This is a genomic window from Ensifer sp. GW101-20A05, from assembly GCF_059424735.1.
Genome location: NZ_JBWKZT010000001.1, coordinates 42,226 through 64,890, shown reverse-complemented (window position 1 = coordinate 64,890; position 22,665 = coordinate 42,226). Strand labels below are relative to the sequence as shown.

Here is a 22,665-nt window from a genome sequence, read left to right as displayed (position 1 = left end):
TACTCGGCCGGTTATTCTCTTCGGACGTTTGGTTCCACCGGTAAGTGTTTGTCCTCCCGGAGAGAGAAGCATGCGGAATGCGTTTTTGACTGTGCTCGTTGCCGCTTTGATGCAGTTTTCCGTTCAGCCGGCGAACGCCGCCAATCTCATTGCCAATATCAGCCTGTCGTCGCAGACCATGACCGTCAAACAGAACGGCATCGTCATGTACCGCTGGAAGGTGTCTACCGCCCGCAGGGGCTATGTCACGCCGCGCGGCAGCTGGAGGGCCAAATGGCTCTCACGCTACCATCGCTCGAGCAAATACGACGACGCGCCCATGCCCTATGCGGTGTTCTTCAATGGCGGTTACGCCATTCATGCCACCTATGACATCAAGCGCCTCGGCCGCCCGGCATCGCATGGCTGCGTGCGGCTGCATCCGAACAACGCCGCCGAGTTCTTCGCGCTGACGCGCGAGCATGGGCTGAAGAACACGCGCATCGTGATTGCGCGCTGATCGGAGCTGCCCCTCATCCGGCTGCCGCCACCTTCTCCCCGCAGGCGGGGAGAAGGGACCTGTGGCGCCGTTTCCGTTTCATCATCGGCGGCCTCCTTCGGGGGGGCTAACCGCAGGCGACGTTCCCTCTTTCCGCCTGCGGGGAGAGGGGTAGGGTGAGGGGCAAATTTCGCTGCTGGGAAATTCGGTGTAACACCGCAAATCTGCGAGCGTCTTCGCAGCCACCGCTGAGCGCGGCTCAGTCGATCCCGCCGACATGCATCAGCCGCTCGAGGCTCGGCACGGTGACGTGGCGGCTGTTTTCGATGCGGATGACGTTTTCCTTGCGCAGCTTGGTGATCTGCCGGCTGACGGTTTCGATCGTCAGGCCCAGATAGTCGGCGATGTCGGCGCGCGAAAGCGGCAGGTCGAATTCGTTCGCGGTCCCCTGTTCGGGGTCGATATGGGTGGCAATGATGTAGAGGAAGCTCGCCACTTTCTCCTGGGCGGTCTTGCGCCCGAGCGTCAGCATCCAGTCGCGCGCCTCGTCGAGCTCCTTCAGGGCCTGCTCGTGCAGTCGGTGTTCCAGCCCCGGCGCCTCGGAAACGAGCCGCTCGATGACGTTGCGCGGGAAGGTGCAGATGTCGGTGTTGACGGCGGCTTCCGCCGTCAGCGCGCTTTCGCGGGTGAAGGGACGTCCCATGAAGTCGGGCGCGAACTGCAGGCCGACGATCTGCTGGCGGCCATCGGCCAGAACTTTGCTGAGCTTGACGACGCCGCTGATGATGTTGGCATAGCTGTCGGTCGTCTCGCCCTGGCCGACGACTTCGCGGCCGGGCTCGATGCTGCGGCGTGTCGAGTGGCGGGAGAGGTCGAGAAGCTGATCCGGGGTGAGCGTTCCGCAAACGCCGCCATGACGCGCCTCGCAGGCTGCGCAGACGGTTGGAATGTCCGAATTGTGGATATCCTTACGGCGATGTTCGTTCACGATCTGCAATTCTTTCTACCTGCATTCCATTACTCCCTGGATGACCAAAGAGGATGCGCGGCGTTAAATCAAGAGTTGACAGGTGCTAATTTCGAAAGCGCGAAACAATGTCTCATGCTGGCTTGAGTATTGTCAATTTTAACGTGTTAATTTGCCGACTTGATCAAAATCAAAGGCCGCTCCGCGCATCTGGCCTATGCCGTTTCCAAGACAGCGGAGAGACCGATGGAAGACGCGCTCATCCTCAAACATTCAGGCCCTGTGCCGCGCTACACCAGCTACCCCACGGCCCCGCATTTTTCCGAGGCCGTGGGCGCTGCGGACTATGAAAGCTGGCTCGATGCGATCGGCGCCGGGGAGGCGATTTCGCTTTATGCCCATGTGCCCTATTGCGACCGGCTCTGTTGGTTCTGTGCCTGCCACACCAAGCAGACGCTGCGCTATGATCCCGTTGCGACCTATCTGCATGGCCTGCATCGCGAAGTTGCAGAAATCGGGGGGCGGGTGAGCCGCGAGGCCAAGGTGACGGCGCTGCATTTCGGCGGCGGCTCGCCGACGCTCGTCCGGCCGGATGACATGATCGCGCTTAAGCGCACCTTCACCGATCACTTCACCTTCGCGCCCGATTGCGAGATCAGTGTCGAGATGGATCCGAACGACCTCGATGAGGCGCGCCATGATGCGCTGGCCGTGATCGGCATGACACGGGCGAGCTTTGGCATCCAGGATTTCGATCCTGAGGTGCAGAAGGCGATCAATCGCATCCAGACCTTTGAGCAGACGCGCGGTGCGATCGAGGCATCCCGGGCGAGGGGCGTCCACTCGGTCAATTGCGACGTTCTCTACGGTTTGCCCTATCAGAGCCTCCAGTCGCTGGAGCGCACGATAGAGGCGGTGCTGACGCTTGTTCCGGATCGCGTTGCGCTCTTCGGCTATGCGCATGTGCCGTGGATGAAGACGCATCAGAAGATGATCCCGGACGAGAGCCTTCCCGGCATTGTCGAGCGCTTTGGCCAGATGACCCGCGCCGGCGAGATGCTGGTTGCGGCGGGCTACGAAGCCATCGGCATCGATCATTTCGCAAAGCCCGGAGACAGCTTGGCGCGTGCCAGCCGGGAAGGGCGTCTCCGTCGCAATTTCCAGGGCTATACGGACGATGCCGCGGAAACGCTTGTTGGCCTCGGCGCCTCGGCGATCGGCCAGTTTCGTCAAGGTTATGTCCAGAACATGCCGGCAACCGGTGAATATCTGCGTCATGTGGAAGGGACGGGGCTGGCCGCGGTTCGCGGCTACCGCTTCACGCCGGACGACCGGCTGAGGGCAAAAGTGATCGCCGACATCATGTGCCGTTTCGCCTTCTCCTTTGACGAGGTCGAGCAGGCATTTCCGGGTCTGGCCGGCGCGGTGATCGAGGAATCGCGGCTGTTTCGGGCGCGCGATGCCGACGGGTTGACGACGATCGAGAACGGCATCTTCCGCCTGACCGAGCGCGGCCGACCCTTTGCCCGCTCGGTGGCGGCGGCCTTTGATGCCTATCTCGGTAACGGCCGTGGCCGGCATTCGGTGGCGGTCTGACCGATGCGCTTATCCGTACTGTGGGCATCAGAGCGCCTTGTGCGCGCGGCGCTCTGGCAACACCGGTTTCCTATTTGCAAACCGTTGCCATCTAGGCCATTGGCTTTTGCGGCGCATTTACCTATAGGATCGCCGAGACTCGACATAGAATAAAGAGGTATGCGCGTGACAGCTACATTCGACAAGGTTGCCGACATCATCGCCGAAACGAGCGAGATCGATCGCGAGACGATCACGCCGGAAAGCCACACGATCGACGATCTCGGCATCGACAGCCTGGACTTCCTCGACATCGTGTTTGCGATCGACAAGGAATTCGGCATCAAGATCCCGCTCGAGCAGTGGACGCAGGAAGTCAACGAAGGCAAGGTTTCGACCGAAGAGTACTTCGTTCTGAAGAACCTCTGCGCCAAGATCGACGAACTGCGGGCTGCCAAGGGCTGATCGGGCTTTCGCCCGAGCCTTGCCGCACCAATTCCAATGCCGCCCGTCGCGCCCCGCGCTTGACAGGCGGCATTGGCGTTTTTACTTGAGCCCGAAACGAACGGCCCGAAAACGAACAGGGTGAGCCTCAATGCTCCTTGAATACTTCCAGATGATCGATCGTGTCGAAGCGGTCGATCTTGCGGCTGGCCGGCTGACGGCGCGGTCCGTGGTGCCAGAGAAGAGCCCCGTGTTCGAAGGCCATTTCCCAGGCTACCCGCTGGTGCCGGGCGTGCTCCTGATCGAGACCATGGCGCAGGCCTCCGGTTTCCTGGTGCTGGCCGCCACCAATTTTGCCGCCATGCCCTTCCTGATGTCGGTCGACGGCGCCAAGATGCGCACCTTCGTCGAGCCCTCGGCCGAACTTGAGATCGAGGCTTTCCTCGAACACGAAGGCTCGGGCTTTGCCGTCACCAAGGCGAAGATCACCTCGGCCGGCAAAAAGGTGTGCGACGCCCAGCTGAAACTGAGGACGATGCCGTTCGATCAGGTTCCGCTCGGCGATATCGTGCGCAAGCGGGCCGAGGAAGTGGGTCTGATGGCGGCTCTTTCGGCAACAGCCGGTTCGGAGAAGTAAGATGAGCAAATCCGCAAACGACGTTGTCATTACCGGCGTCGGTATCGTCACCAGCCAGGGCGTCGGCGTCGAGCCGCATCTGGCGCTGCTCACCGCCGGCACATCGCCGGCCGTGCGGGTCGAGACAGAAAAGTTCAGCCCCTATCCGGTGCATCCGCTGCCGGAAATCGACTGGTCGCAGCAGATCGCCAAGCGTGGCGACCAGCGCCAGATGGAAAACTGGCAGCGCCTCGGCGTGTTTGCCGCCGGCCTGGCGCTCGATGATGCCGGCCTCAAGGACAATCTCGAAGCCTGCGGCAGCATGGACATGATCGTCGCTGCCGGCGGCGGCGAGCGCGACATCAATGTCGACTCGCTGATCGTCGACGAAGCGCTGAAGCGCAACGATCGCGAACAGCTCCTCAACGAAAAGCTGACGACAGAGTTGCGCCCGACGCTGTTCCTCGCCCAGCTTTCCAACCTGCTCGCCGGCAACATCTCGATCGTGCACAAGGTCACCGGTTCTTCGCGCACCTTCATGGGCGAGGAAGCGGCCGGCATCTCGGCGATCGAAACCGCCTTTGCCCGGATCAAGGCCGGCCAGTCGACGCACACGCTCGTCGGCGGCGCCTTTTCGGCCGAGCGTCTCGACATCATCCTCCTCATCGAAGCGATCCAGGGCCATGCGCTCGGTGACTGGCACCCGATCTGGTCGCGCAGCCAGGATAATGGCGGCGGCATGATCCTCGGCTCGGTCGGCGCCTTCCTGGTGCTGGAATCGCGCGAATATGCCGAAGCCCGCGGCGCCCGCATCTATGCTTCGATCGACGCGATCGGCGGCGACCGCGGCGCGCGCGACGGCGGCAAGCTCGAAGCGCGTCTTGGCGACCTCGCCAAGCCTGCGGAAAAGCTTGATGCGGCCTCAACCGTCGTGTTCTCCGGTACGTCTGGTTTCCATGAGCTCGTGGCGCGCGAAAAGGCGTTCCTCGACAAGACGTTTGCCGGTGCGCCGGTGCGTGCCTATGGCGGTCTCGTCGGCCACAGCATCGAGGCGCAGTTCCCACTGGGCTTGGCGCTGGCAGCACTGACGCTGGGCGAGGGCGCCAAGGTGCCGGCCTTTGACGCCGGTGCGGAAAAGCCGATGACGGCGGCGGCGAAAAGCGCCGTGGTCACCACCATCGGCCATTCGCGCGGCGAAGGCGTCGCCGTTCTTTCGGCGGAATAACAGGAGCGGACCATGAGCAACGCTTACAAGGACCATCTCGGCCGCCCGATCATCGCCATTACCGGCATGGGCGTCATCACCTCGCTCGGCCAGGGGGTCGAAGACAACTGGGCAGCCCTTTCGGGCGGCGTCTCGGGCATCCACAAGATCACCCGTTTCCCGACGGAAGGCCTGAACACCCGCATCTCCGGCACGGTCGATTTCATCGATATCCCCGCTGCCAACTCCGTCGAGCGTTCCTATGCCATGGCGCGCGAAACGACGCTGGAAGCTTTGGCGCAGGCCGGTATTTCCGGCGATTTCAACGGCCCCTTGTTCCTGGCTGCCCCGCCGGTCGAGCCGGAATGGAGCGCGCGCTTCGAGCTTGCCGACCGTTCGCCGCCTTCGGAACAGCCGGGTGATGCCTATAACCGCTTCCTCGCCGCCATGCGCCAGAAGGCCGATCCGGTGTTCCACGAGGCCGTGCTCTTCGGCTCGATCTCGGAACGCCTTGCCGATCGCTTCGGCACGCGCGGCCTGCCGGTGACGCTGTCGACCGCTTGCGCTTCGGGCGCCACCGCGATCCAGCTCGGCGTCGAGGCAATCCGCCAGGGCCGCACCGATCGTGCGCTGACGGTTGCGACCGACGGCTCGGTCAGCGCCGAGGCACTGATCCGCTTCGCGCTGCTTTCGGCCCTCTCCACCCAGAACGATCCGCCGGAAAAGGCCTCCAAGCCCTTCACCAAGGACCGCGACGGCTTCGTCATTGCCGAAGGTGCCGCGACCCTGGTGCTGGAATCGCTCGAAGCGGCTGTTGCCCGCGGCGCCCGCGTCTACGGCATCCTCAAGGGCTGCGGCGAGAAGGCCGACCTCTTCCACCGCACGCGCTCTTCACCGGACGGTGGCCCGGCGATCGCGACGATCCGCGCGGCCCTTGCCGACGCCGGCATCAATGAGGACGGTATCGGCTACATCAACGCGCACGGCACCTCGACGCCCGAAAACGACAAGATGGAATATCTGTCGATGTCGGCCGTCTTTGGCGATCGCCTGCCGTCGATCCCGGTCTCGTCCAACAAGTCGATGATCGGCCACACGCTGACGGCCGCCGGTGCGGTCGAGGCGGTGTTCTCGATCCAGACGATGCTGACCGGTACGCTGCCGCCGACGATCAACTACCAGAACCCCGATCCGGCGATCGTGCTCGACGTGGTGCCGAACGTGAAGCGCAGCCAGCAGGTGACTGCGGTGCTGTCGAACTCCTTCGGCTTCGGCGGCCAGAACGCTAGCCTTGTCATGACCGCCGAGCCGGCCTAAGCCGGAAACTCAAGAGCTGCAGCGCCTTTCTCGCGCCCCGTCGGGCGCGCGGCGCTGCAAAATCCAAGACGCAAACATGCCGCCAAGGCAGAGGAAGAACCATGCGCGCCCTGCAACTGCTCGATGACCGCAAGCTCGAAATCACCGACATTCCGGAACCGGAAGCGCCCGGCCCGGGCGAGGTGACCCTGCGCGTCAAGGCGGTTGCGCTCAACCATATCGACGTCTGGGGCTGGCGCGGCATGGCCTTTGCCAAGCGCAAGATGCCGCTCGTCATCGGCGCGGAAGCATCCGGCGTGGTCGACGCGATCGGTCCGGGCGTTTCGAGCGTGCTTCCGGGCCAGCTCGTATCGATCTATGGCGCGCGTACCTGTGGCCTCTGCCGTCCGTGCAAGGAAGGCCGCGACAATCTCTGCGAACATGTCGGCGGCGTGCACGGCTTCCATCTCGACGGCTTCGCGCAGGAAAAGATCAACCTGCCGGCGCGCCTGCTGGTCCCGGCGCCTCCGGGTGTCGATGCCGTCGCTGCAGCGCTTGCTCCGGTCACCTTCGGTACCGTCGAGCACATGCTGTTCGACAATGCCAAGCTTGAGCCGGGTGAAACCATCCTCGTCCATGCCGGCGGCTCCGGCATCGGCTCGGCGGCGATCCAGCTTGCCAAGAAGATCGGCTGCACGGTGATCACCACCGTCGGTTCCGACGACAAGATCGAGAAGGCCAAGGCGCTCGGCGCCGATCACGTCATCAACTACCGCACCGATCGCTTTGAAGGCGTGGTGCGCAAGCTCACCAAGAAGAAGGGCGTCGACGTCGTGTTCGAACACGTCGGCAAGGACACCTGGGCGGGCTCGATGCTCTGCATGAAGCGCGGCGGCCGTCTGGTCACCTGCGGTTCCACCTCGGGCGTTTCCACCGACATGAACCTGATGATTCTGTTCCAGCAGCAGCTGAAGCTGCTCGGCTCCTTCGGCTGCCGCATGGAGAACATGGCGAACGCCATGCAGAAGATGGCCCGCGGCCTGGTGCATCCGGTCATCGACACTGAAATCAGCCTCGATCAGATCGACCGGGCGCTGGAGCGCATGGAATCGCGCCAGATCTTCGGCAAGATCATCCTGAAGATGGATTGATCGACGTGCGCATGCTGATCACACGGCTGGTGCTGGCGGCGGATCGTACCCGCCAGTGGCTGATCGCGCAGTTCGTTTTCCTGCTGCTGACGATCCTGAAGATGTTTCCGGCCGATGCCGCGATCCGCTTCATGGATCGTGCCCTGCGGTTCATCGGGCCGAAGACCAGCCGGCAGAAGCTGACGCTCACCAACCTGCGCAACGCTTTTCCTGAGAAAAGCGAGGCGGAGATCAACGCGATCGCGCTTGAGAGCTGGGGCAACATGGGCCGCATGGCGGCCGAATACGTGTTCCTCGACCGTCTGTTCGATTTCGACCCCGAGCGCACGACGCCCGGCCGTGTCGAGGTGTCGGGCATCCCGTTGTTCCTCGAGCTTCGCGACAATCCGCGCCCCTTCATCGTCTTCACCGCGCACAGCGGCAATTTCGAGATGCTGCCGGTCGCCGGCTCCGCCTTCGGCCTCGACGTGACCGTGCTGTTCCGGCCGCCGAACAACCCTTACGTGGCGGAAAAAGTGTTCAAGTTCCGCGAGGAGCGCATGGGCAATCTGGTGCCGTCACACGCCGGCTCGTCCTTCGCACTCGCCCGCCAGCTCGAACGGGGCCTGGGCGTCGGCGTTCTCGTCGACCAGAAGTTCCGCAAGGGGCTGAAGACCAAGTTTTTCGGCCAGGACGTGCAGACCAATCCGCTGCTGGCCAAGCTCGTCCGCCAGTTCAACTGCGAAGTCTATCCGGCCCGCTGCATAAGGCTGCCGGGCGGCCGTTTCCGGCTGGAGCTGGAACCGGCGATCGCCATTCCCCGCAAGGCCGACGGCAATGTCGACGTCACCGCCACGGCGCAGGTGCTGAACGACAAGGTGGAAAGCTGGGTGCGCGAGTATCCGGGCCAGTGGCTCTGGTATCACGACCGCTGGCACATCAAGCGCTACCTCAAGGACTGATTCCCCTCCGCACGAACGATCGCGCTTGAGCTTGCTTCCGGGCAGCCTTGAGAATTCGGCGCGTTCCGATTTCGGTTCGGCGAGCATCACCTTCGTGGTCCGTCCGCGGCAGCGCATGCCCTTTGTCCCGAAATTGCTTCAAAAGGTTAAGTTTTTCTTTCTGCTGTTGAACGCTAACGCAATGAGTGTAAACTCAACGTTGTCTCGCGAGGGGAAGATTGCAAGCGCTTTGGGTGGCCGGAGCGGTGTGGTTTTACACGGAAAGGGTGGGGAAGCCTCAAAACTAAATCAGTGTCTGCAGCATCAACGCCTGTCTTGAAGTGCATCGAAGCGGCTCTGCCGTGGGGGAATTGGGGTTTCGAATTGAACGCACTGATTGAGCTGTTCTGGTTCAAGTATTCGCAGCTGCAGTATGCCGTACGTACGGCAGACGAGCATTTGATCGGCATTCTGGATCGCGAATTGGATCCGATCCTCAGATCCGTCTACGACGAGAAGGCGGTGAGCGTCGAAGATGCCCGACTTCAGTTCCAGTTCCTGATCGACATCCTGCGCGTCGAAGCCGACGACATCTCCTGCGTGCTCCGGCACTCGCAATTGCTACAGTCGCTGATCAACCGCTATTTTGCGGCGACGGGCGCGGAGAAATTCGCCGACCTCCAGCTCGAGCGGCTGCCGGCCCAGCCGAGCAAGGGCAGGGCGGATGAAGGCCTGCTCAACGAGGCGATCCTCGACAGCTTTCCGGATCGGATCGCGGTGATCACGCCCGACTACCGCTACCTCTACACGAACCCCCGCAATGCCGACCATCTGGAGAGCCGCCCGATGGATCTGATCGGCCGGCACATCGTCGAGTTCATCGGCATCCAGCGCTTCGAGCAGCGGGTGAAATCCTATCTCGATCGTTGTTTTGCGGGCGAGGTGGTCGACTATACCTTCGCCAAGACCGTCGATGCGCGCACGGTCGTCGTGCGTTGCCGGCTGACGCCATGCATGTCCAGCTCCGGCAAGCTCATCGGCGCGATCCTCGTGATCCAGGAACATGCCGACCGCCGCCGCGCGATCGCGGCCTGACACGTCATTGCCGGCGCTACCAATCAAGAGAGAGTGAGGACCCCAAAGACCCGGCCGGGGATCGCGACGTCGAACCCGCGGGCGAACTGAACAAACTATGGTGTCTTGGTCATGGGCGGATGCTTCCACATGCCATTGAGCGCCTCGTCTTTCGGCCAATAGAGCCGCATCGCGACGAAGAAGGGACCCTTGGGCGCCGGCAGCCAATTCGGCTCCTTGTCCTTGCCCGGCGACTCGTTCTGAACGTAGAAGGTGTAGCCGCCGTCGGCATCCTTCACGAATTGCGGGAGCATCGGCTTGTTAAGCAAATAGCGGTTGATCGGATTGGCAACGAGCAGGCTCGCCGGCAGATCATACATCGTCAGCGACCAGAAGGCGTTGACCGGCGGCATCTTATCGGCGGCGAAATGGACGGTGTAGCGGTTGGCGCCGTCGAGCTTCTGCCCTTCGACGTCAGTGGCGTAGACCGGATACATCGCCTCCTGCTTCGAATTGCCGTAAATGCCGAGAACGGCCGCCGCCATGCGGTAGAGATAATTGTTCTTCAGGTATTCGCGCGTGCCGAAGAGGTCGCCCGAGGTCACCGTTCCGGCGTCGATCTGCTTCTTCAAGCCCTCAAGATCGGCCCAGGCGTCGGCCATACCTTGCTCGATGGCGGTCTTGATGTCCGGCGAGAGCGCCGCAACGTCTATGGTCTTGCCTGCACCAACCCCGATCTTGGCAGAACGCGCCATCAACTCGGTCTCGGATGGATTAGTCGGGCAGAACTGCAGGACGAAATTCAGGATGTTGAAGAACTCCAGCGACTTCTTCTCTTCGTCCGGCGAAAGCGGCTTGGTGAAGTCGATTGCGGGAGCGGCCGCAGGCGCCGCCCCGCCGAGAAACGTCGAAAGCGGCTCTGCCTTGTAGCGATCCTGGATCTTCTTCACATTGTCTAAGTCGTCGGGGTTGAATAGCTGCGTGCGATAGGCCCCGAGAACGAGATCGGTCTCGGCGTGAAACACCTTCTTGATGCCCGCAGGCGTCTCGCCTTTCCAGCCCGGGCCGGCGACCAGGAAGCTGCCGCCGTCGTTGCCGGTCGTGCGGCTGCCGGCATAGTCGAAGTTGAACGTATAAGCGTCGATGAGCTGGATGCTGAAGTACCGGTCCTTCTCGATCACTGGTACGGTGAGGACCATCGGCTCCGCACGCAGGTCCATGCCGATCATCGAATAGGGCGTGTCGGAGTTGGGCGTCTGGATCGCCGTATCGGCGGGGGTGTAGACGCGAGGGATGTTCTTGAGGTGGTTCCACGGCGCCTTGTATTCCGGGTTCTTGTCGTCGACGAAATAGGCGTATTGGATGCGGTAGCTGTCCACCATCGGGAAGCCGTAGATATAGGCTTCCTTGGCGATCTTTCGTGCCTCGTCAGGCGTGATTTCGCTCTGGGCGGCCGCAGTGCCTGGGAAGCGCAATGACGGCATCAGGGCGATCCCGCCGACAAAAGCTCTTCGTGTGATCGTTGTCATGGGCATCGCCTTCCTCGGTTGGCGCATGACGTTCTGCATCGTTCATCAGCGCCGTGTGGACCTGTGAATTCGCAGGAGAGATGAGTAGGTGAGTGAAATTTTATACAGGTATGTAACGTGCGCCACCGCACATCACCAGAATGATTGGGGCCGCGTTGCTCCCAAACTCGATCCAGTTTCGCGTACAGCACGAATGGCGCTGCGCTTACAGCCGCGAACAATCCTACCTTGCCGCGTGCCGACCGCCCCGTCTGCCGGTTCACCCAACCGGCGAGGTGATGCTGCGCAAACATTCCTGTTCGAAGCCGACGTGTCGCCTGAGGCTGGTGAAAAAGCCGCGCAGCATATAACCGGCGGTTTCGGCATTGACCGTTTGGTCGGCGGCGCCGAGGCGTTCCAGCATTTCCGTCAGTTCTTCGGCGAAGCACTCGTCTTCGCAGTGCTCGTATTTCAGCCGCTCCAGCGTCGCGCCGAGCGTCGGGTCGCCGCGGAAGGTGCGCTCGATCCACGGGAAGACCAGGCTTTCCTCGCCGGAATGCATTTCGCGGATCATCGGTCCGAGCACCTTGGCGGCGTAGACGCATTTCTGCCGATCGATTTCTGCTGGCAGGCTGTCGGCGATCTCCTCGAGACAGTTGCAGAGCGCAAGCTGCTCCTCATGCGCGCGGGCGAGCCATGCGAAAGGCTCGGCCACCGGGACAGCGCGGGGAGGCGGCTCCAGCCGGCTCCGGATTCGTCCCTCTTCAAAAGTCTTTTTCATCGGCTTCAAACGCCAGCTCCCACGGCGCTCCCTGTTATTTGCCGAGGATGATCCAATCGAGGTGGTGCAGCCTTGATCTGAATCAAGGCCAGGATGCCCCGATTCTGACACTTTCCGGCCAGCTGCGGTGGCGCGCCTCGTTCTGGGGCGTGTCGTCGCGTGCGATCGGACCAAGTTGGGGACCCAACCATGAAATACACATTCGAGATGATCCTGCTCGGGGTCGGTGCTTTCCTGGCGCTCGTCGGCGCCGGATTTGCGCAGGACCGGCACTTTGAAGCCCATATGTGGGTGCTGTTCTTCGTGCTCCTCGCCGGCACTGGCATGCTGATGCGACGCATCGAGTTCAGCCCGGTTTCCGCCGGCAGGGCGCCACCACCACCGCCGCAGTCGGAATATTTCGACGAGGTGGTCAAGTATGGCGTGATCGCCACCGTCTTCTGGGGCGTCGTCGGCTTTCTCGTGGGCGTCGTGGTTGCGCTCCAGCTTGCCTTTCCCGACCTCAACATCGAGCCCTGGTTCAACTTCGGCCGCATGCGGCCGCTGCACACTTCGGCTGTCATTTTCGCCTTCGGCGGCAACGCGCTGATCGCGACGTCCTTCTACATCGTCCAGCGTACCAGCCGCGCGCGCCTTTTCGGCGGCAATCTCGGCTGGTTCGTGTTCTGGGGCTACCAGCTCTTCATCATCATGGCGGCCACCGGCTACCTGCTCGGCATCACCCAGTCGAAGGAATATGCGGAGCCGGAATGGTATGTCGACCTGTGGCTGACGATCGTCTGGGTCGCCTATCTCATCGCCTTCCTCGGCACGCTTCTGACGCGCAAGGAGCCGCATATCTATGTGGCCAACTGGTTCTACCTCGCCTTCATCGTCACGATCGCGATGCTGCACATCGTCAACAACCTGGCGGTGCCGGTCTCCTTCCTCGGCTCGAAGAGCTACTCGGCCTTTGCCGGCGTGCAGGATGCGCTGACGCAGTGGTGGTACGGGCATAACGCCGTCGGCTTCTTCCTGACGGCCGGCTTCCTCGGCATGATGTATTACTTCATCCCCAAGCAGGCCAATCGCCCGGTCTATTCCTACCGCCTGTCGATCATCCATTTCTGGTCGCTGATCTTCATGTACATCTGGGCGGGTCCGCACCACCTGCACTATACGGCGCTGCCCGACTGGGCGCAGACGCTCGGCATGGTCTTCTCGGTCATGCTGTGGATGCCCTCCTGGGGCGGCATGATCAACGGCCTGATGACGCTTTCGGGCGCCTGGGACAAGATCCGTACCGACCCGATCATCCGCATGATGGTGATGGCGGTTGCCTTCTACGGCATGGCGACCTTCGAAGGTCCGATGATGTCGATCAAGACGGTCAACTCGCTCAGCCACTACACCGACTGGACGATCGGCCACGTGCATTCGGGTGCGCTCGGCTGGAACGGCCTCATCACCTTCGGCGCGATCTACTATCTGACGCCCAAGCTATGGAACCGCGAGCGGCTCTATAGCGTGCGCATGGTCAACTGGCACTTCTGGCTCGCCACGCTCGGCATCGTCGTCTACGCGGCGGTCATGTGGGTCGCCGGCATCCAGCAGGGCCTGATGTGGCGCGAGTACGACGACCAGGGCTTCCTCGTCTATTCCTTCGCGGAATCGGTCGCGGCCATGGTTCCCTACTACGTGCTGCGTGCTCTTGGCGGCGCACTGTTCCTCGCCGGGGCTCTGCTCATGGCCTTCAACGTAACAATGACCATCCTCGGCCGCGTGCGTGACGAAGCTCCGATCTTCGGTGCTGCTCAGCCCGCGCTGAAAGCTGCGGAATAGGAGGGCATAGACCATGTCCATTCTCGACAAACACGCGACCCTTGAACGCAACGCCACCCTGCTGCTCGTCGGCTCGCTGCTCGTCGTCTCCATCGGCGGCATCGTGGAAATCGCGCCGCTCTTCTATCTCGAAAACACCATCGAGAAGGTGGAGGGGATGAGGCCCTATTCGCCGCTGGAGCTCGCCGGTCGCGACATCTATGTGCGTGAAGGCTGCTACGTCTGTCACAGCCAGATGATCCGGCCGTTCCGCGACGAAGTGGAGCGCTACGGTCATTACTCTCTGGCGGCGGAATCCATGTACGACCATCCGTTCCAGTGGGGCTCCAAGCGCACCGGACCGGACCTCGCCCGCGTCGGCGACCGCTATTCCAACGAATGGCACGTGCAGCACATGACCGAGCCGCGCTCGGTCGTGCCGGAATCGGTCATGCCGAGCTACGCCTTCCTCAAGGAGACGACGCTCGACGTGAACAACACCGCCGCGAACCTGAAGGCGAACAAGGCGGTCGGTGTTCCCTATACGGACGAGATGATCGACAACGCGCTCGCCGACATCAAGGCGCAGGCTGATCCGAATGCCGACACCTCCGGCGTCGAGGCGCGCTATCCGAAGGCCAAGCTCGGCGACTTCGACGGCAACCAGCAGAGGCTGACGGAGATGGACGCGCTCGTCGCCTATCTGCAGATGCTTGGCACGCTGGTCGACTTCTCCACCTACGACGACACCACCGGTTATCGCTAAGGGAGACACGCACATGGAAACCTACACGGCCATGCGCCAGTTCGCCGATAGCTGGGCGCTCCTTGCCATGACGCTCTTCTTCCTGGGCGTCGCCGGCTTCATCTTCCGGCCCGGCGCCAAGAAGGCCGCCGATGATGCCGCAGCCATCCCCCTGAAGGAGGATTAATAGTATGGCGGACAAACACGTCGACGAAATCAGCGGCGTCGAGACCACCGGCCACGAGTGGGACGGTATCCGCGAACTGAACAACCCGATGCCGCGCTGGTGGGTCTATACCTTCTACGCGACCATCGTCTGGGCGGTCGGCTACATGATCGTCTATCCGGCGGTGCCGCTTCTGACGGACGCGACCAAGGGTGTGCTCGGCTATTCGAGCCGCGCCGAGGTGAGCGCGGAACTCGCAAGCGCCAAGGCGGCCCAGGCCGGCAATCTCGAAAAGATCGCCTCGAGCTCGATCGAGCAGATCATTGCCGATCCGCAGCTGCAGCAGTTCGCCGTTTCCGGCGGCGCATCGGCCTTCAAGGTCAACTGCGCCCAGTGCCATGGCTCGGGTGCTGCGGGTTCCGCCGGCTTCCCGAACCTGAACGACGACGACTGGCTCTGGGGCGGCAAGCCCGGGGAGATCTACCAGACGATCGCTCACGGCATTCGCTACACTGGCGACGGCGAGACCCGCGTTTCCGAAATGCCGTCCTTTGCCGAAATCCTGCAGCCGGAAGAGATCAAGCAGACGGCGGCCTACGTCGTCAGCCTCACCGGCACGCCGTCGGACGTCTCGATGGTCGAGCCGGGCAAGGCACTGTTCGAAGCCAATTGCGCCTCCTGTCATGGTGCCGATGCCAAGGGCAACCGCGAGTTCGGCGCGCCTGATCTCGCCGACGCACTGTGGCTGAACGGCGAGGGCGAGCAGGCGATCATCGCCCAGATGAAGGCACCCAAGCACGGCGTCATGCCCGCCTGGCTGCCGCGCCTCGGCGACACCACGGTCAAGCAGCTTGCGGTGTTCGTGCATTCGCTGGGCGGGGGCGAGTAGTCCGCTGGCGCTTTAACGGGCGGCGGCCCCTCATCCCGTTGCCGCGACCTTCTCCCCGCAGGCGGGGAGAAGGGAAACGCGGCGCCAGCATCGCCAATCTCGAGCGTTGAGGCTTGGCGACAGAGAGCGAGCCAAGCGTTTCTCTCCCCGCGTGTGGGGAGAGATGTCCGGCAGGACAGTGAGGGGCGATTCTAAAGTCGTAAAGTGGGGATGGGTGTCCACAGGATATGGATGGCGCCTTAATCACCTCCTTCATTCCTGTGCTCGTCACAGGAATCCAGCAGCGCCGCGTCGGCGGCGCGGGAGACCCCTTGCAGTCTGCAAATCAGGCGTCCCGGCTCGCTCCTCCCGCCGTGCCGACGCACGGCTGCTGGATCTCTGTGACAAGCACAGAGATGAGGGTGGAGATGGCTGCGGTCGCTCAGCCTGCCGAAGGGGCAGCCCTCGTTCCCGTGCTGGTCTGGGGCGTCGACTGCCCTTACTGCGCCGACCAAACCGCCAGCTCGTATCCGTCAGGGTCGGCGAAATGGAAGCGGCGGCCGCCGGGGAAGGTGAAGATCGGCTTGACGATCTTGCCGCCGGCCTTTTCGACGCGGGCCAGCATGACCTCGAGGTTGTCGGCATAGAGGATGATCAGCGGCCCACCGCTGCCGACGGGACCCGTGGTGGTGAAACCGCCGGTCAGACGGCCGTCCTGGAATTCGCAATATTCCGGGCCGTAGTCGGTGAAGGTCCAGCCGAAGGCGCTGCCGTAGAAGGCCTTGGCGGCAGCGATGTCGGAGACGTTGAACTCGACATAGTCGATGCGGCTGTCGTTGCCCTTGTTGCCCATTTTCCTACCTGTCTTTTCCGGATTCCATGATTGATTTCAAAGTGGCGAGATCCTTTGCCACCCAACCGGCGTCGCCGGCAAATTGTTCAGCGCTCATGCCCGGCTGACGCAGCAGCGTGAACATCACCTCCGCCCCGTCGCCGTTCGGCACGACGCGCAGCGCGTTATGAACCTCGGTACCGTCCGCGAGCGTGACGAGATGATCGACGACGCCAAAGTCGTTGGCGGGGGCGAAGCGCACACGGGCCTCGCCGAGCGGTCCCGGCGCCAGCCAGTCCTCGCCGTCGCGCGTCAGGCCCGACGATAGGCCGGACGCCCAGCGCGGCATGTTCTCGGGCTTGGCCATGAAGGCATAGACCTCGCGCCAGTTGCGGGCGATGGTGGTGTGGATGATTTTTGCTTCAAGTGTCGCCATGCTCGGTTCTCCTGAGCGAGGACTAGCACGGGCGGCCTCACCGGTCTTGAACGAAACGGCCAGTCAGGCAGCCTGCCGATGGCCACCAAGCTGGCGGCGGATTTCCGACGGTGAAAGCGACGTTAGTTCCTTGGCCTCACGCGAAAGATGCGCCTGGTCGGCATAGCCGGCATCAAGGGCGAGGATGCCGAGGCCTACGGATGGCTCGCCGCGGCATGCCCCAAGGAATCGTTGCAGACGCAGGATGCGATCGAGGGTCTTGGCGCCATAGCCGAAATGTTCGTGGCAGCGGCGGCGCAGCGTCCGCTCGCTGGTGCCGGTGGCGGCGGCCAATGCGCTGATGGGGTTGTCGGACGAATCGCGCCGTTGCGTGAGATGGGCGAGCGCGGCTGCGACATCGCCGGGCGGCGGGGAGACGGCCGGTGAGCGCTCTAGCACTGCTGCCGCCATGATATCGGCGCGGATGGCATCCGGCGCGTCCTGAAGCTTGGCATCAAGTTCGCGCGCGGCTTTGCCCCAGAAGGCATCGAGCGGGACGATTTGACCGGTGATTTCCGAAAGCGATGCGCGCAGAAACGACGCGGCGACGCCCGGGCGGAAGCGCAGGCCGATGACCTTGGCGCCCGGCGCGATCACGGGAAAGGCAGCGGTCCGATCAGGGCCGGCAACGACGAGACCGCGATTGGACCAGAGGATGTCGACGCAGCCGTCGGGGACGACCGCGATCGGCGCGGGCGGTCCCTCCGGCATCTGGTGGCTCCACAGGCATTCGACATGCCCGGCGAGAGCGTGAGGCGCGGCACGCTCGCGATAGGTGCCGCGCTGTTTGGCCAGCGTCAGGGGCTCGAGGGAGCCGTGCATGCTTTCTCCTTCGCGACTGTCCTGCCTTGCCTTCAGCATAGCCGATATAGGGAAACATGCAGCAATTCAAAGTACTACGGCGACCTTTGCGCGTCTCATAAGGCGCGTGGCGTTGTGGTGCAGATGGGCTCGAGCGCAAGGCCCTTGGCGTCCTTCCGCACCAAAGGTCGTTGCCGACCGCTGTGGTTCCGATGGCTCGGACGTTTCGCCGCATGGCGCGGCCTTAGGCCGCAAACTTGACACAGATCAACGTTTTCGGCGGTCAAATCGGGCAAGACATGGCTCAATACGCGATATCCGGGATGTCCCACTTATGAATTCTCAATCCGCCGCCAACGCCGCATCCGTCGAACGCCACGAGGCCGAACCGGTCAATGCGGCGCATGTGCGCAAGCCGCTCTACGAAAAGCGCAAGAAGATCTTCCCGAAACGCGCCGAGGGCAGCTTCCGCCGCTTCAAGTGGCTGGTGATGCTGGTGACGCTCGGCATCTACTATCTGACGCCGTGGATCCGCTGGGATCGCGGCGAACATGCGCCAGATCAGGCGGTGCTGGTCGATCTCGCCGCCCGTCGCTTCTATTTCTTCTTCATCGAAATCTGGCCGCAGGAATTCTTCTTCGTGGCCGGCCTGCTGGTCATGGCAGGCTTCGGCCTGTTCCTGGTGACGTCTGCCGTCGGGCGCGCCTGGTGCGGCTATACCTGTCCGCAGACGGTGTGGGTCGATCTCTTCCTGGTGGTGGAGCGCTACATCGAAGGCGACCGCAACGCCCGCATGAAACTCGACACCGGCCCCTGGACGGGCGCCAAGATCGTCAAGCGCGTGTCGAAGCACTCGATCTGGATCCTGATCGGTATTGCCACCGGCGGCGCCTGGATCTTCTATTTCGCCGATGCGCCGACGCTTCTGAAAAGCTTCGTTTCGCTGGAAGCGCCAACCGTCGCCTACATGACCGTCGGCATCCTGACCGCCACCACCTATGTCTTCGGCGGGCTGATGCGCGAGCAGGTCTGCACCTATATGTGCCCTTGGCCGCGCATTCAGGCGGCGATGCTCGATGAGAATTCGCTGGTCGTCACCTATAACGACTGGCGCGGCGAGCCGCGCTCGCGCCACCAGAAGAAGGCGGTGGCAGCCGGGGAGGCCATCGGCGATTGCGTCGATTGCAACGCCTGCGTCGTCGTCTGTCCGATGGGCATCGACATCCGTGACGGCCAGCAGCTCGAATGCATCACCTGCGCGCTCTGCATCGACGCCTGCAACGGCGTCATGGACAAAGTCGGCCGCGAGCGCGGACTGATCTCCTATGCGACGCTGAACGACTATGCCTCCAACATGGCGCTTGCCACCAATGGCGGCACGACGGCGATCGACCCGAGCCGGGTTCGCAACGCGGATGGCGCCTTCTCCGACAAGGTCCGCCATTTCAACTGGAAGATCGTCTTCCGTCCGCGCGTGCTCGTCTATCTCGGTGTCTGGACGCTCGTCGGCATCGGGCTGCTCTATGCGCTTTTGTCGCGCGACCGGCTGGAGCTCAACGTGCTGCACGACCGCAACCCGCAATTCGTCGTCGAATCCGACGGTTCGGTGCGCAACGGCTACATGGTCAAGCTCTTGAACATGATCCCCGAACAACGCACCATCACGCTCGCGATCGACGGTATGTCTTCGGCGACGATGCGCATCGCCGGCCAGGCGGCGGGCGACGGCCGCACCTTTGCGATCGGCGTCGATCCGGACAAGGTGACGGCGGTCAAGGTGTTCGTGACGCTGCCGAAGGACAAGCTTGGCGAAGCGGCTGACGGTTTCAGCCTGATCGTTGAGGATCCGTCGAGCCACGAGCGCGACGTCTACAAGGCCAACTTCAACAGCCCGGGAGCCGCGAAATGATCACCAAACAGGCAAAGGCACCGCGGCCCTTCACCGGCTGGCATATGCTGGGCGTCATGGTGCTGTTCTTCGGCACGATCATCACCGTCAACCTGATCATGGCCTGGAATGCCAGCCATAGCTGGAGCGGGCTGGTCGTGCAGAACACCTATGTCGCGAGCCAGCAGTTCAACGGCAAGGTGAAGGAGGCGAAGGCCTTCGCCGCCAGCGGGCTCGAAGGCAAGCTCAGTGTCGAACAGGAAGCGCTGCGCTACACGCTGACGCGACAGGGCAAGCCGGAACTGACCGCGGACAAGGTGGTCGCGGTCCTGAAGCGCCCGGTCGAGGAGCATGAGGATGTGACGGTCGAGATGGCGCATCAGGGCGAGGGCGTGTTCGTTGCCGCCGCGACGCTGAAGCGCGGCCAGTGGATCGCCGATATCACCGCGACCAAGGGCGACACGGTCGTCTATCGCCAGGCCATCCGCTTCATGGCGCCGGGAGCAGCGCAATGAGCTGCTGCGCTCCTGGAACCGAAATGGCTCTGGAGATCGACAGGGCCGGGCAGGGACTGCCCACATCGGAAGAGCTCTGGCTGACGAGCCGGTCGCTCGGCGGCGGGTTGCGCCAGACGGACCTCAGCGTACCCGGCGTGCATTGCGGCGCCTGCATCGCGACACTTGAGGGCGCCTTGAAAGCGCGGCCCGAGGTTGAGCGGGCGCGCGTCAACCTTTCGTCGCGGCGGGTGGCGATCGTCTGGAAGGAAGAGGTCGATGACGCCCGCACCGATCCGCGGGAACTGGCGCGCACCATCCGCGCGCGGGGCTACGAGACCCATCTCTTCGCGCCGGGCGAGGAAGACGGCGACCAGACGCTGAAGCAGCTGGTGCGCGCCGTCGCCGTTGCGGGCTTTGCCTCGGCCAATATCATGCTGCTCTCCGTCTCCGTCTGGTCGGGCGCGGAGGCGGCCACGCGCGATCTCTTCCACTGGATCTCGGCGCTGATTGCCGCGCCGACGCTGATCTATTCCGGGCGCTTCTTCTACGCGTCCGCCTGGAATGCGCTGAAGCACGGCCGCACCAACATGGACGTGCCGATCGCGCTTGCGATCACGCTCTCCTTCTCGATCTCGCTCTACGAGACGATTACCCACGGCACCCATGCCTGGTTCGACGGCACGGTGATGCTTCTCTTCTTCCTGCTGATCGGCCGCACGCTCGATCATATGATGCGCGGGCGTGCGCGTTCTGCGATCAGCAGCTTGGCCAGGCTGTCGCCGCGCGGCGCGATGGTGCTCGATGCAGACGGCGGGCGCGAATATCGTCCGGTCGACGAGATCAAGCCGGGCGAAAAGCTGGCGATCGCCGCCGGCGAACGCATCCCGGTCGATGGTCGCATTCTCATCGGCGCCAGTGACCTCGATCGCTCGATCGTCAATGGCGAGAGCGCGCCGGTGCCGGTCAAGGCAGGCGACAGCGTCGAGGCGGGCACGCTGAACCTCACCGGACCGGTGACGATCGAGGCGACCGCTGCGGCGCGCGACTCGCTGCTTGCCGAGATCATGGGCCTGATGGAGGCCGCCGAAGGGGGCAGGGCACGCTATCGCCGTATCGCCGACCGGGCGGCGCAATATTACTCGCCCGCGGTGCACCTCCTGGCGCTTTTGAGCTTCATCGGCTGGATGTTCGTCAATGGCGACTTCCACCATGCGATGCTGGTTGCGGTCGCGGTATTGATCATCACCTGCCCCTGCGCGCTCGGGCTTGCGGTGCCGGTCGTGCAGGTGATTGCCGCCGGACGGCTGTTCCAGAATGGCGTCATGGTCAAGGACGGCTCGGCCATGGAGCGGCTGGCCGAGATCGACACGGTGCTGCTCGACAAAACCGGCACGCTGACGGTGGGCGAGCCACGGCTCGTCAATGGCGGGGACATTCAGCCCTCCGTGCTGGCGACGGCGGCGGGGCTGGCTGTTCATTCGCGCCATCCGTTGGCGATGGCCATTCATGATGCGGCGAAGGTTGCGCCCGTCATTGCCGGCGAGATCCGCGAGATTCCCGGTGCCGGCATCGAGGCCCGCACGGAAGCGGGCATCTACCGGCTCGGCAGCCGCGCTTTTGCCTGTGGCGACGCCGGCGAGGCGAGCGGCCAATCCGAGGCGATCCTGTCGCTCGACGGCCGCGAACTTGGCTGCCTCCGCTTCGAGGATCGGCTCAGGCCGTTCGCCCGCGAAAGCATTGAGGAGCTCGGTCGCCTGGGCCTGTCGACTGGCATTCTCTCCGGTGACCGCGAGCCTGTCGTGGCGGCCCTTGCCCGCCGGGTCGGCATCGACAGCTTCAAGGCCGAGCTGACGCCGCGTGGCAAGGTGGACGAATGTGCGCTTGCGGCCGAAGGTGGGCACCGCGTGCTGATGGTCGGCGACGGCATCAACGACGCGCCGGCGCTGCGCGCAGCCCATGTCTCGATGGCCCCGGCAACGGCGGCCGATGTCGGGCGCCAGGCCGCGGATTTCGTCTTCCTGCACCAGGGGCTGAATGCCGTGCCGATGGCGATCGACACCTCGCGCCGGGCTGGGCGGCTGATCCGCCAGAACTTCGCGCTGGCGATCGGTTACAACGTGATTGCCGTTCCGATCGCGATCCTCGGCTACGCCACCCCGCTGATCGCAGCCGTTGCCATGTCGACTTCGTCGGTGATCGTCGTTGCCAATGCCTTGCGTCTGCGTGCTGCCACCGGCAATGTTGCCGAGGAGGCGCGCGACGGCCAAGCGCCTGCCGCCCTTCGTCCAGTCGGGAATGCCTCATGAACACGCTGATCTATCTCATTCCCATCGCGTTGTTTCTCGGCGGCATCGGTCTCGCCGCCTTCCTCTGGGCGCTGAAGAGCGGCCAGTACGAAGACCTCGAAGGCGCGTCCTGGCGGGTGCTCGACGATGGCGACGGCAAGCCCGAAAAGAAGTGATTTTGTCAGTAATCGCTTGTCGTTAATCGATTTGAATGCCAAAACATCCTCCGCCGTCGCTTCTCGCGCCAGGGCCTTCGACAGAGCCCGCCGCGAGAGGGCGAAGTTCAATTCGAAG

General features: G+C 63.2%; 23 protein-coding genes. 17 read left to right on the top strand and 6 right to left on the bottom strand.

Translation table 11 applies throughout. The annotated features are described in order from the left end of the window. Positions 1-70: 70 nt before the first annotated feature. Positions 71-499 carry a L,D-transpeptidase gene (locus tag AC070A_RS00320; protein ID WP_058323186.1) on the top strand — a complete coding sequence of 143 codons (429 nt, stop codon included), beginning with the start codon at positions 71-73 and terminating at the stop codon, positions 497-499. Positions 500-737: 238 nt separating this feature from the next. On the opposite strand, the gene AC070A_RS00315 is transcribed toward AC070A_RS00320, so the two are convergent. After that, on the bottom strand, positions 738-1,475 hold the full coding sequence (locus AC070A_RS00315; protein ID WP_113737650.1) for a Crp/Fnr family transcriptional regulator: 738 nt from the start codon (positions 1,473-1,475) through the stop codon (positions 738-740). Positions 1,476-1,691: 216 nt separating this feature from the next. On the opposite strand from AC070A_RS00315, the gene hemN reads away from it, so the two are divergent. The 8 genes from hemN to AC070A_RS00275 all read left to right on the top strand — a co-directional run bounded on the left by hemN (position 1,692) and on the right by AC070A_RS00275 (position 9,746). Continuing rightward, positions 1,692-3,041, top strand: coding sequence for an oxygen-independent coproporphyrinogen III oxidase (gene hemN / locus AC070A_RS00310; protein WP_113737666.1), 1,350 nt, complete (start codon positions 1,692-1,694; stop codon positions 3,039-3,041). A gap of 159 nt (positions 3,042-3,200) precedes the next feature. Then, a complete protein-coding gene (locus AC070A_RS00305; RefSeq protein WP_089044188.1) occupies positions 3,201-3,485 on the top strand; it encodes an acyl carrier protein in 285 nt (94 codons plus the stop codon). Between the two features lie 130 nt (positions 3,486-3,615). Then, positions 3,616-4,101 (top strand): 3-hydroxyacyl-ACP dehydratase FabZ family protein, encoded by a 486-nt coding sequence (locus AC070A_RS00300; protein WP_113737651.1) that lies wholly within the window; start codon positions 3,616-3,618, stop codon positions 4,099-4,101. 1 nt (position 4,102) lies between these two features. Then, a complete protein-coding gene (locus tag AC070A_RS00295; protein WP_093234592.1) occupies positions 4,103-5,305 on the top strand; it encodes a beta-ketoacyl-ACP synthase in 1,203 nt (400 codons plus the stop codon). A 12-nt stretch (positions 5,306-5,317) separates the two neighbouring features. Then, positions 5,318-6,601 (top strand): beta-ketoacyl-ACP synthase, encoded by a 1,284-nt coding sequence (locus tag AC070A_RS00290; protein WP_065774608.1) that lies wholly within the window; start codon positions 5,318-5,320, stop codon positions 6,599-6,601. A 101-nt stretch (positions 6,602-6,702) separates the two neighbouring features. Further along, entirely contained in the window at positions 6,703-7,731 is a 1,029-nt protein-coding gene (locus AC070A_RS00285) for a zinc-binding dehydrogenase (protein WP_113737652.1), read from the top strand. Positions 7,732-7,742: 11 nt separating this feature from the next. Next, on the top strand, positions 7,743-8,672 hold the full coding sequence (locus AC070A_RS00280; protein WP_057254466.1) for a lipid A biosynthesis lauroyl acyltransferase: 930 nt from the start codon (positions 7,743-7,745) through the stop codon (positions 8,670-8,672). A 363-nt stretch (positions 8,673-9,035) separates the two neighbouring features. Continuing rightward, entirely contained in the window at positions 9,036-9,746 is a 711-nt protein-coding gene (locus tag AC070A_RS00275; RefSeq protein ID WP_057254468.1) for a PAS domain-containing protein, read from the top strand. A 95-nt stretch (positions 9,747-9,841) separates the two neighbouring features. Here AC070A_RS00275 and AC070A_RS00270 read toward each other — a convergent pair whose 3' ends face one another. Both AC070A_RS00270 and AC070A_RS00265 read right to left on the bottom strand, forming a co-directional pair. Continuing rightward, a complete protein-coding gene (locus tag AC070A_RS00270; protein ID WP_245296077.1) occupies positions 9,842-11,209 on the bottom strand; it encodes a DUF1254 domain-containing protein in 1,368 nt (455 codons plus the stop codon). A 304-nt stretch (positions 11,210-11,513) separates the two neighbouring features. Then, on the bottom strand, positions 11,514-12,014 hold the full coding sequence (locus AC070A_RS00265; RefSeq protein WP_057254471.1) for a hemerythrin domain-containing protein: 501 nt from the start codon (positions 12,012-12,014) through the stop codon (positions 11,514-11,516). Positions 12,015-12,203: 189 nt separating this feature from the next. Here AC070A_RS00265 and ccoN point away from each other — a divergent pair, with 189 nt between their 5' ends. From ccoN to ccoP, 4 genes are read left to right on the top strand one after another with little or no spacing between them, the layout of a single operon-like run. Continuing rightward, positions 12,204-13,835, top strand: a complete 1,632-nt coding sequence (ccoN, locus tag AC070A_RS00260; protein ID WP_113737653.1) for a cytochrome-c oxidase, cbb3-type subunit I — start codon at positions 12,204-12,206, stop codon at positions 13,833-13,835. Between the two features lie 13 nt (positions 13,836-13,848). Then, positions 13,849-14,580, top strand: coding sequence for a cytochrome-c oxidase, cbb3-type subunit II (gene ccoO, locus AC070A_RS00255; protein ID WP_058323179.1), 732 nt, complete (start codon positions 13,849-13,851; stop codon positions 14,578-14,580). 13 nt (positions 14,581-14,593) lie between these two features. Further along, positions 14,594-14,746: a cbb3-type cytochrome c oxidase subunit 3 gene (locus AC070A_RS00250; protein ID WP_113737654.1), complete on the top strand. Its 153-nt coding sequence runs from the start codon at positions 14,594-14,596 to the stop codon at positions 14,744-14,746. Between the two features lie 4 nt (positions 14,747-14,750). Then, complete coding sequence (ccoP, locus tag AC070A_RS00245; protein ID WP_113515106.1) at positions 14,751-15,614, top strand: cytochrome-c oxidase, cbb3-type subunit III; 864 nt, start codon at positions 14,751-14,753, stop codon at positions 15,612-15,614. 478 nt (positions 15,615-16,092) lie between these two features. Here ccoP and AC070A_RS00240 read toward each other — a convergent pair whose 3' ends face one another. The 3 genes from AC070A_RS00240 to AC070A_RS00230 all read right to left on the bottom strand — a co-directional run bounded on the left by AC070A_RS00240 (position 16,093) and on the right by AC070A_RS00230 (position 17,722). Next, the gene (locus AC070A_RS00240; protein ID WP_113737655.1) at positions 16,093-16,446 is read right to left on the bottom strand and encodes a VOC family protein; all 354 of its coding nucleotides are present in this window, start codon (positions 16,444-16,446) and stop codon (positions 16,093-16,095) included. 4 nt (positions 16,447-16,450) lie between these two features. Then, entirely contained in the window at positions 16,451-16,861 is a 411-nt protein-coding gene (locus AC070A_RS00235) for an SRPBCC family protein (protein WP_113737656.1), read from the bottom strand. A 63-nt stretch (positions 16,862-16,924) separates the two neighbouring features. After that, the gene (locus AC070A_RS00230; RefSeq protein WP_162771009.1) at positions 16,925-17,722 is read right to left on the bottom strand and encodes an AraC family transcriptional regulator; all 798 of its coding nucleotides are present in this window, start codon (positions 17,720-17,722) and stop codon (positions 16,925-16,927) included. A 313-nt stretch (positions 17,723-18,035) separates the two neighbouring features. On the opposite strand from AC070A_RS00230, the gene ccoG reads away from it, so the two are divergent. Genes ccoG through ccoS form a run of 4 tightly spaced genes read left to right on the top strand, consistent with a single transcriptional unit; the run spans position 18,036 to position 22,547 of the window. Continuing rightward, positions 18,036-19,610: a cytochrome c oxidase accessory protein CcoG gene (ccoG, locus tag AC070A_RS00225; RefSeq protein ID WP_113737658.1), complete on the top strand. Its 1,575-nt coding sequence runs from the start codon at positions 18,036-18,038 to the stop codon at positions 19,608-19,610. Then, entirely contained in the window at positions 19,607-20,104 is a 498-nt protein-coding gene (locus tag AC070A_RS00220) for a FixH family protein (RefSeq protein ID WP_058326996.1), read from the top strand. The genes ccoG and AC070A_RS00220 overlap by 4 nt, the downstream gene beginning before the upstream one ends. After that, positions 20,101-22,392 (top strand): cation-translocating P-type ATPase, encoded by a 2,292-nt coding sequence (locus AC070A_RS00215; protein WP_113737659.1) that lies wholly within the window; start codon positions 20,101-20,103, stop codon positions 22,390-22,392. The genes AC070A_RS00220 and AC070A_RS00215 overlap by 4 nt, the downstream gene beginning before the upstream one ends. After that, the gene (gene ccoS / locus AC070A_RS00210) at positions 22,389-22,547 is read left to right on the top strand and encodes a cbb3-type cytochrome oxidase assembly protein CcoS (protein ID WP_034788403.1); all 159 of its coding nucleotides are present in this window, start codon (positions 22,389-22,391) and stop codon (positions 22,545-22,547) included. Before AC070A_RS00215 ends, ccoS begins: the two co-directional genes overlap by 4 nt. Positions 22,548-22,665: the final 118 nt, after the last annotated feature.

What these genes read in the sequence shown, in the direction of transcription:
- AC070A_RS00215 (WP_113737659.1), top strand. Translation starts at nt 20,101, where the DNA reads ATGAGCTGCTGCGCTCCTGGAACCGAAATGGCTCTGGAGATCGACAGG.
- AC070A_RS00285 (WP_113737652.1), top strand. Translation starts at nt 6,703, where the DNA reads ATGCGCGCCCTGCAACTGCTCGATGACCGCAAGCTCGAAATCACCGAC.
- AC070A_RS00235 (WP_113737656.1), bottom strand. Translation starts at nt 16,861, where the DNA reads ATGGCGACACTTGAAGCAAAAATCATCCACACCACCATCGCCCGCAAC.
- AC070A_RS00265 (WP_057254471.1), bottom strand. Translation starts at nt 12,014, where the DNA reads ATGAAAAAGACTTTTGAAGAGGGACGAATCCGGAGCCGGCTGGAGCCG.
- AC070A_RS00300 (WP_113737651.1), top strand. Translation starts at nt 3,616, where the DNA reads ATGCTCCTTGAATACTTCCAGATGATCGATCGTGTCGAAGCGGTCGAT.
- ccoN (WP_113737653.1), top strand. Translation starts at nt 12,204, where the DNA reads ATGAAATACACATTCGAGATGATCCTGCTCGGGGTCGGTGCTTTCCTG.
- AC070A_RS00305 (WP_089044188.1), top strand. Translation starts at nt 3,201, where the DNA reads ATGCGCGTGACAGCTACATTCGACAAGGTTGCCGACATCATCGCCGAA.
- AC070A_RS00320 (WP_058323186.1), top strand. Translation starts at nt 71, where the DNA reads ATGCGGAATGCGTTTTTGACTGTGCTCGTTGCCGCTTTGATGCAGTTT.
- ccoG (WP_113737658.1), top strand. Translation starts at nt 18,036, where the DNA reads ATGAATTCTCAATCCGCCGCCAACGCCGCATCCGTCGAACGCCACGAG.
- AC070A_RS00220 (WP_058326996.1), top strand. Translation starts at nt 19,607, where the DNA reads ATGATCACCAAACAGGCAAAGGCACCGCGGCCCTTCACCGGCTGGCAT.
- ccoO (WP_058323179.1), top strand. Translation starts at nt 13,849, where the DNA reads ATGTCCATTCTCGACAAACACGCGACCCTTGAACGCAACGCCACCCTG.
- ccoS (WP_034788403.1), top strand. Translation starts at nt 22,389, where the DNA reads ATGAACACGCTGATCTATCTCATTCCCATCGCGTTGTTTCTCGGCGGC.
- AC070A_RS00280 (WP_057254466.1), top strand. Translation starts at nt 7,743, where the DNA reads ATGCTGATCACACGGCTGGTGCTGGCGGCGGATCGTACCCGCCAGTGG.
- ccoP (WP_113515106.1), top strand. Translation starts at nt 14,751, where the DNA reads ATGGCGGACAAACACGTCGACGAAATCAGCGGCGTCGAGACCACCGGC.
- AC070A_RS00290 (WP_065774608.1), top strand. Translation starts at nt 5,318, where the DNA reads ATGAGCAACGCTTACAAGGACCATCTCGGCCGCCCGATCATCGCCATT.
- AC070A_RS00270 (WP_245296077.1), bottom strand. Translation starts at nt 11,209, where the DNA reads ATGCCGTCATTGCGCTTCCCAGGCACTGCGGCCGCCCAGAGCGAAATC.
- AC070A_RS00230 (WP_162771009.1), bottom strand. Translation starts at nt 17,722, where the DNA reads ATGCACGGCTCCCTCGAGCCCCTGACGCTGGCCAAACAGCGCGGCACC.
- AC070A_RS00250 (WP_113737654.1), top strand. Translation starts at nt 14,594, where the DNA reads ATGGAAACCTACACGGCCATGCGCCAGTTCGCCGATAGCTGGGCGCTC.
- hemN (WP_113737666.1), top strand. Translation starts at nt 1,692, where the DNA reads ATGGAAGACGCGCTCATCCTCAAACATTCAGGCCCTGTGCCGCGCTAC.
- AC070A_RS00240 (WP_113737655.1), bottom strand. Translation starts at nt 16,446, where the DNA reads ATGGGCAACAAGGGCAACGACAGCCGCATCGACTATGTCGAGTTCAAC.
- AC070A_RS00295 (WP_093234592.1), top strand. Translation starts at nt 4,103, where the DNA reads ATGAGCAAATCCGCAAACGACGTTGTCATTACCGGCGTCGGTATCGTC.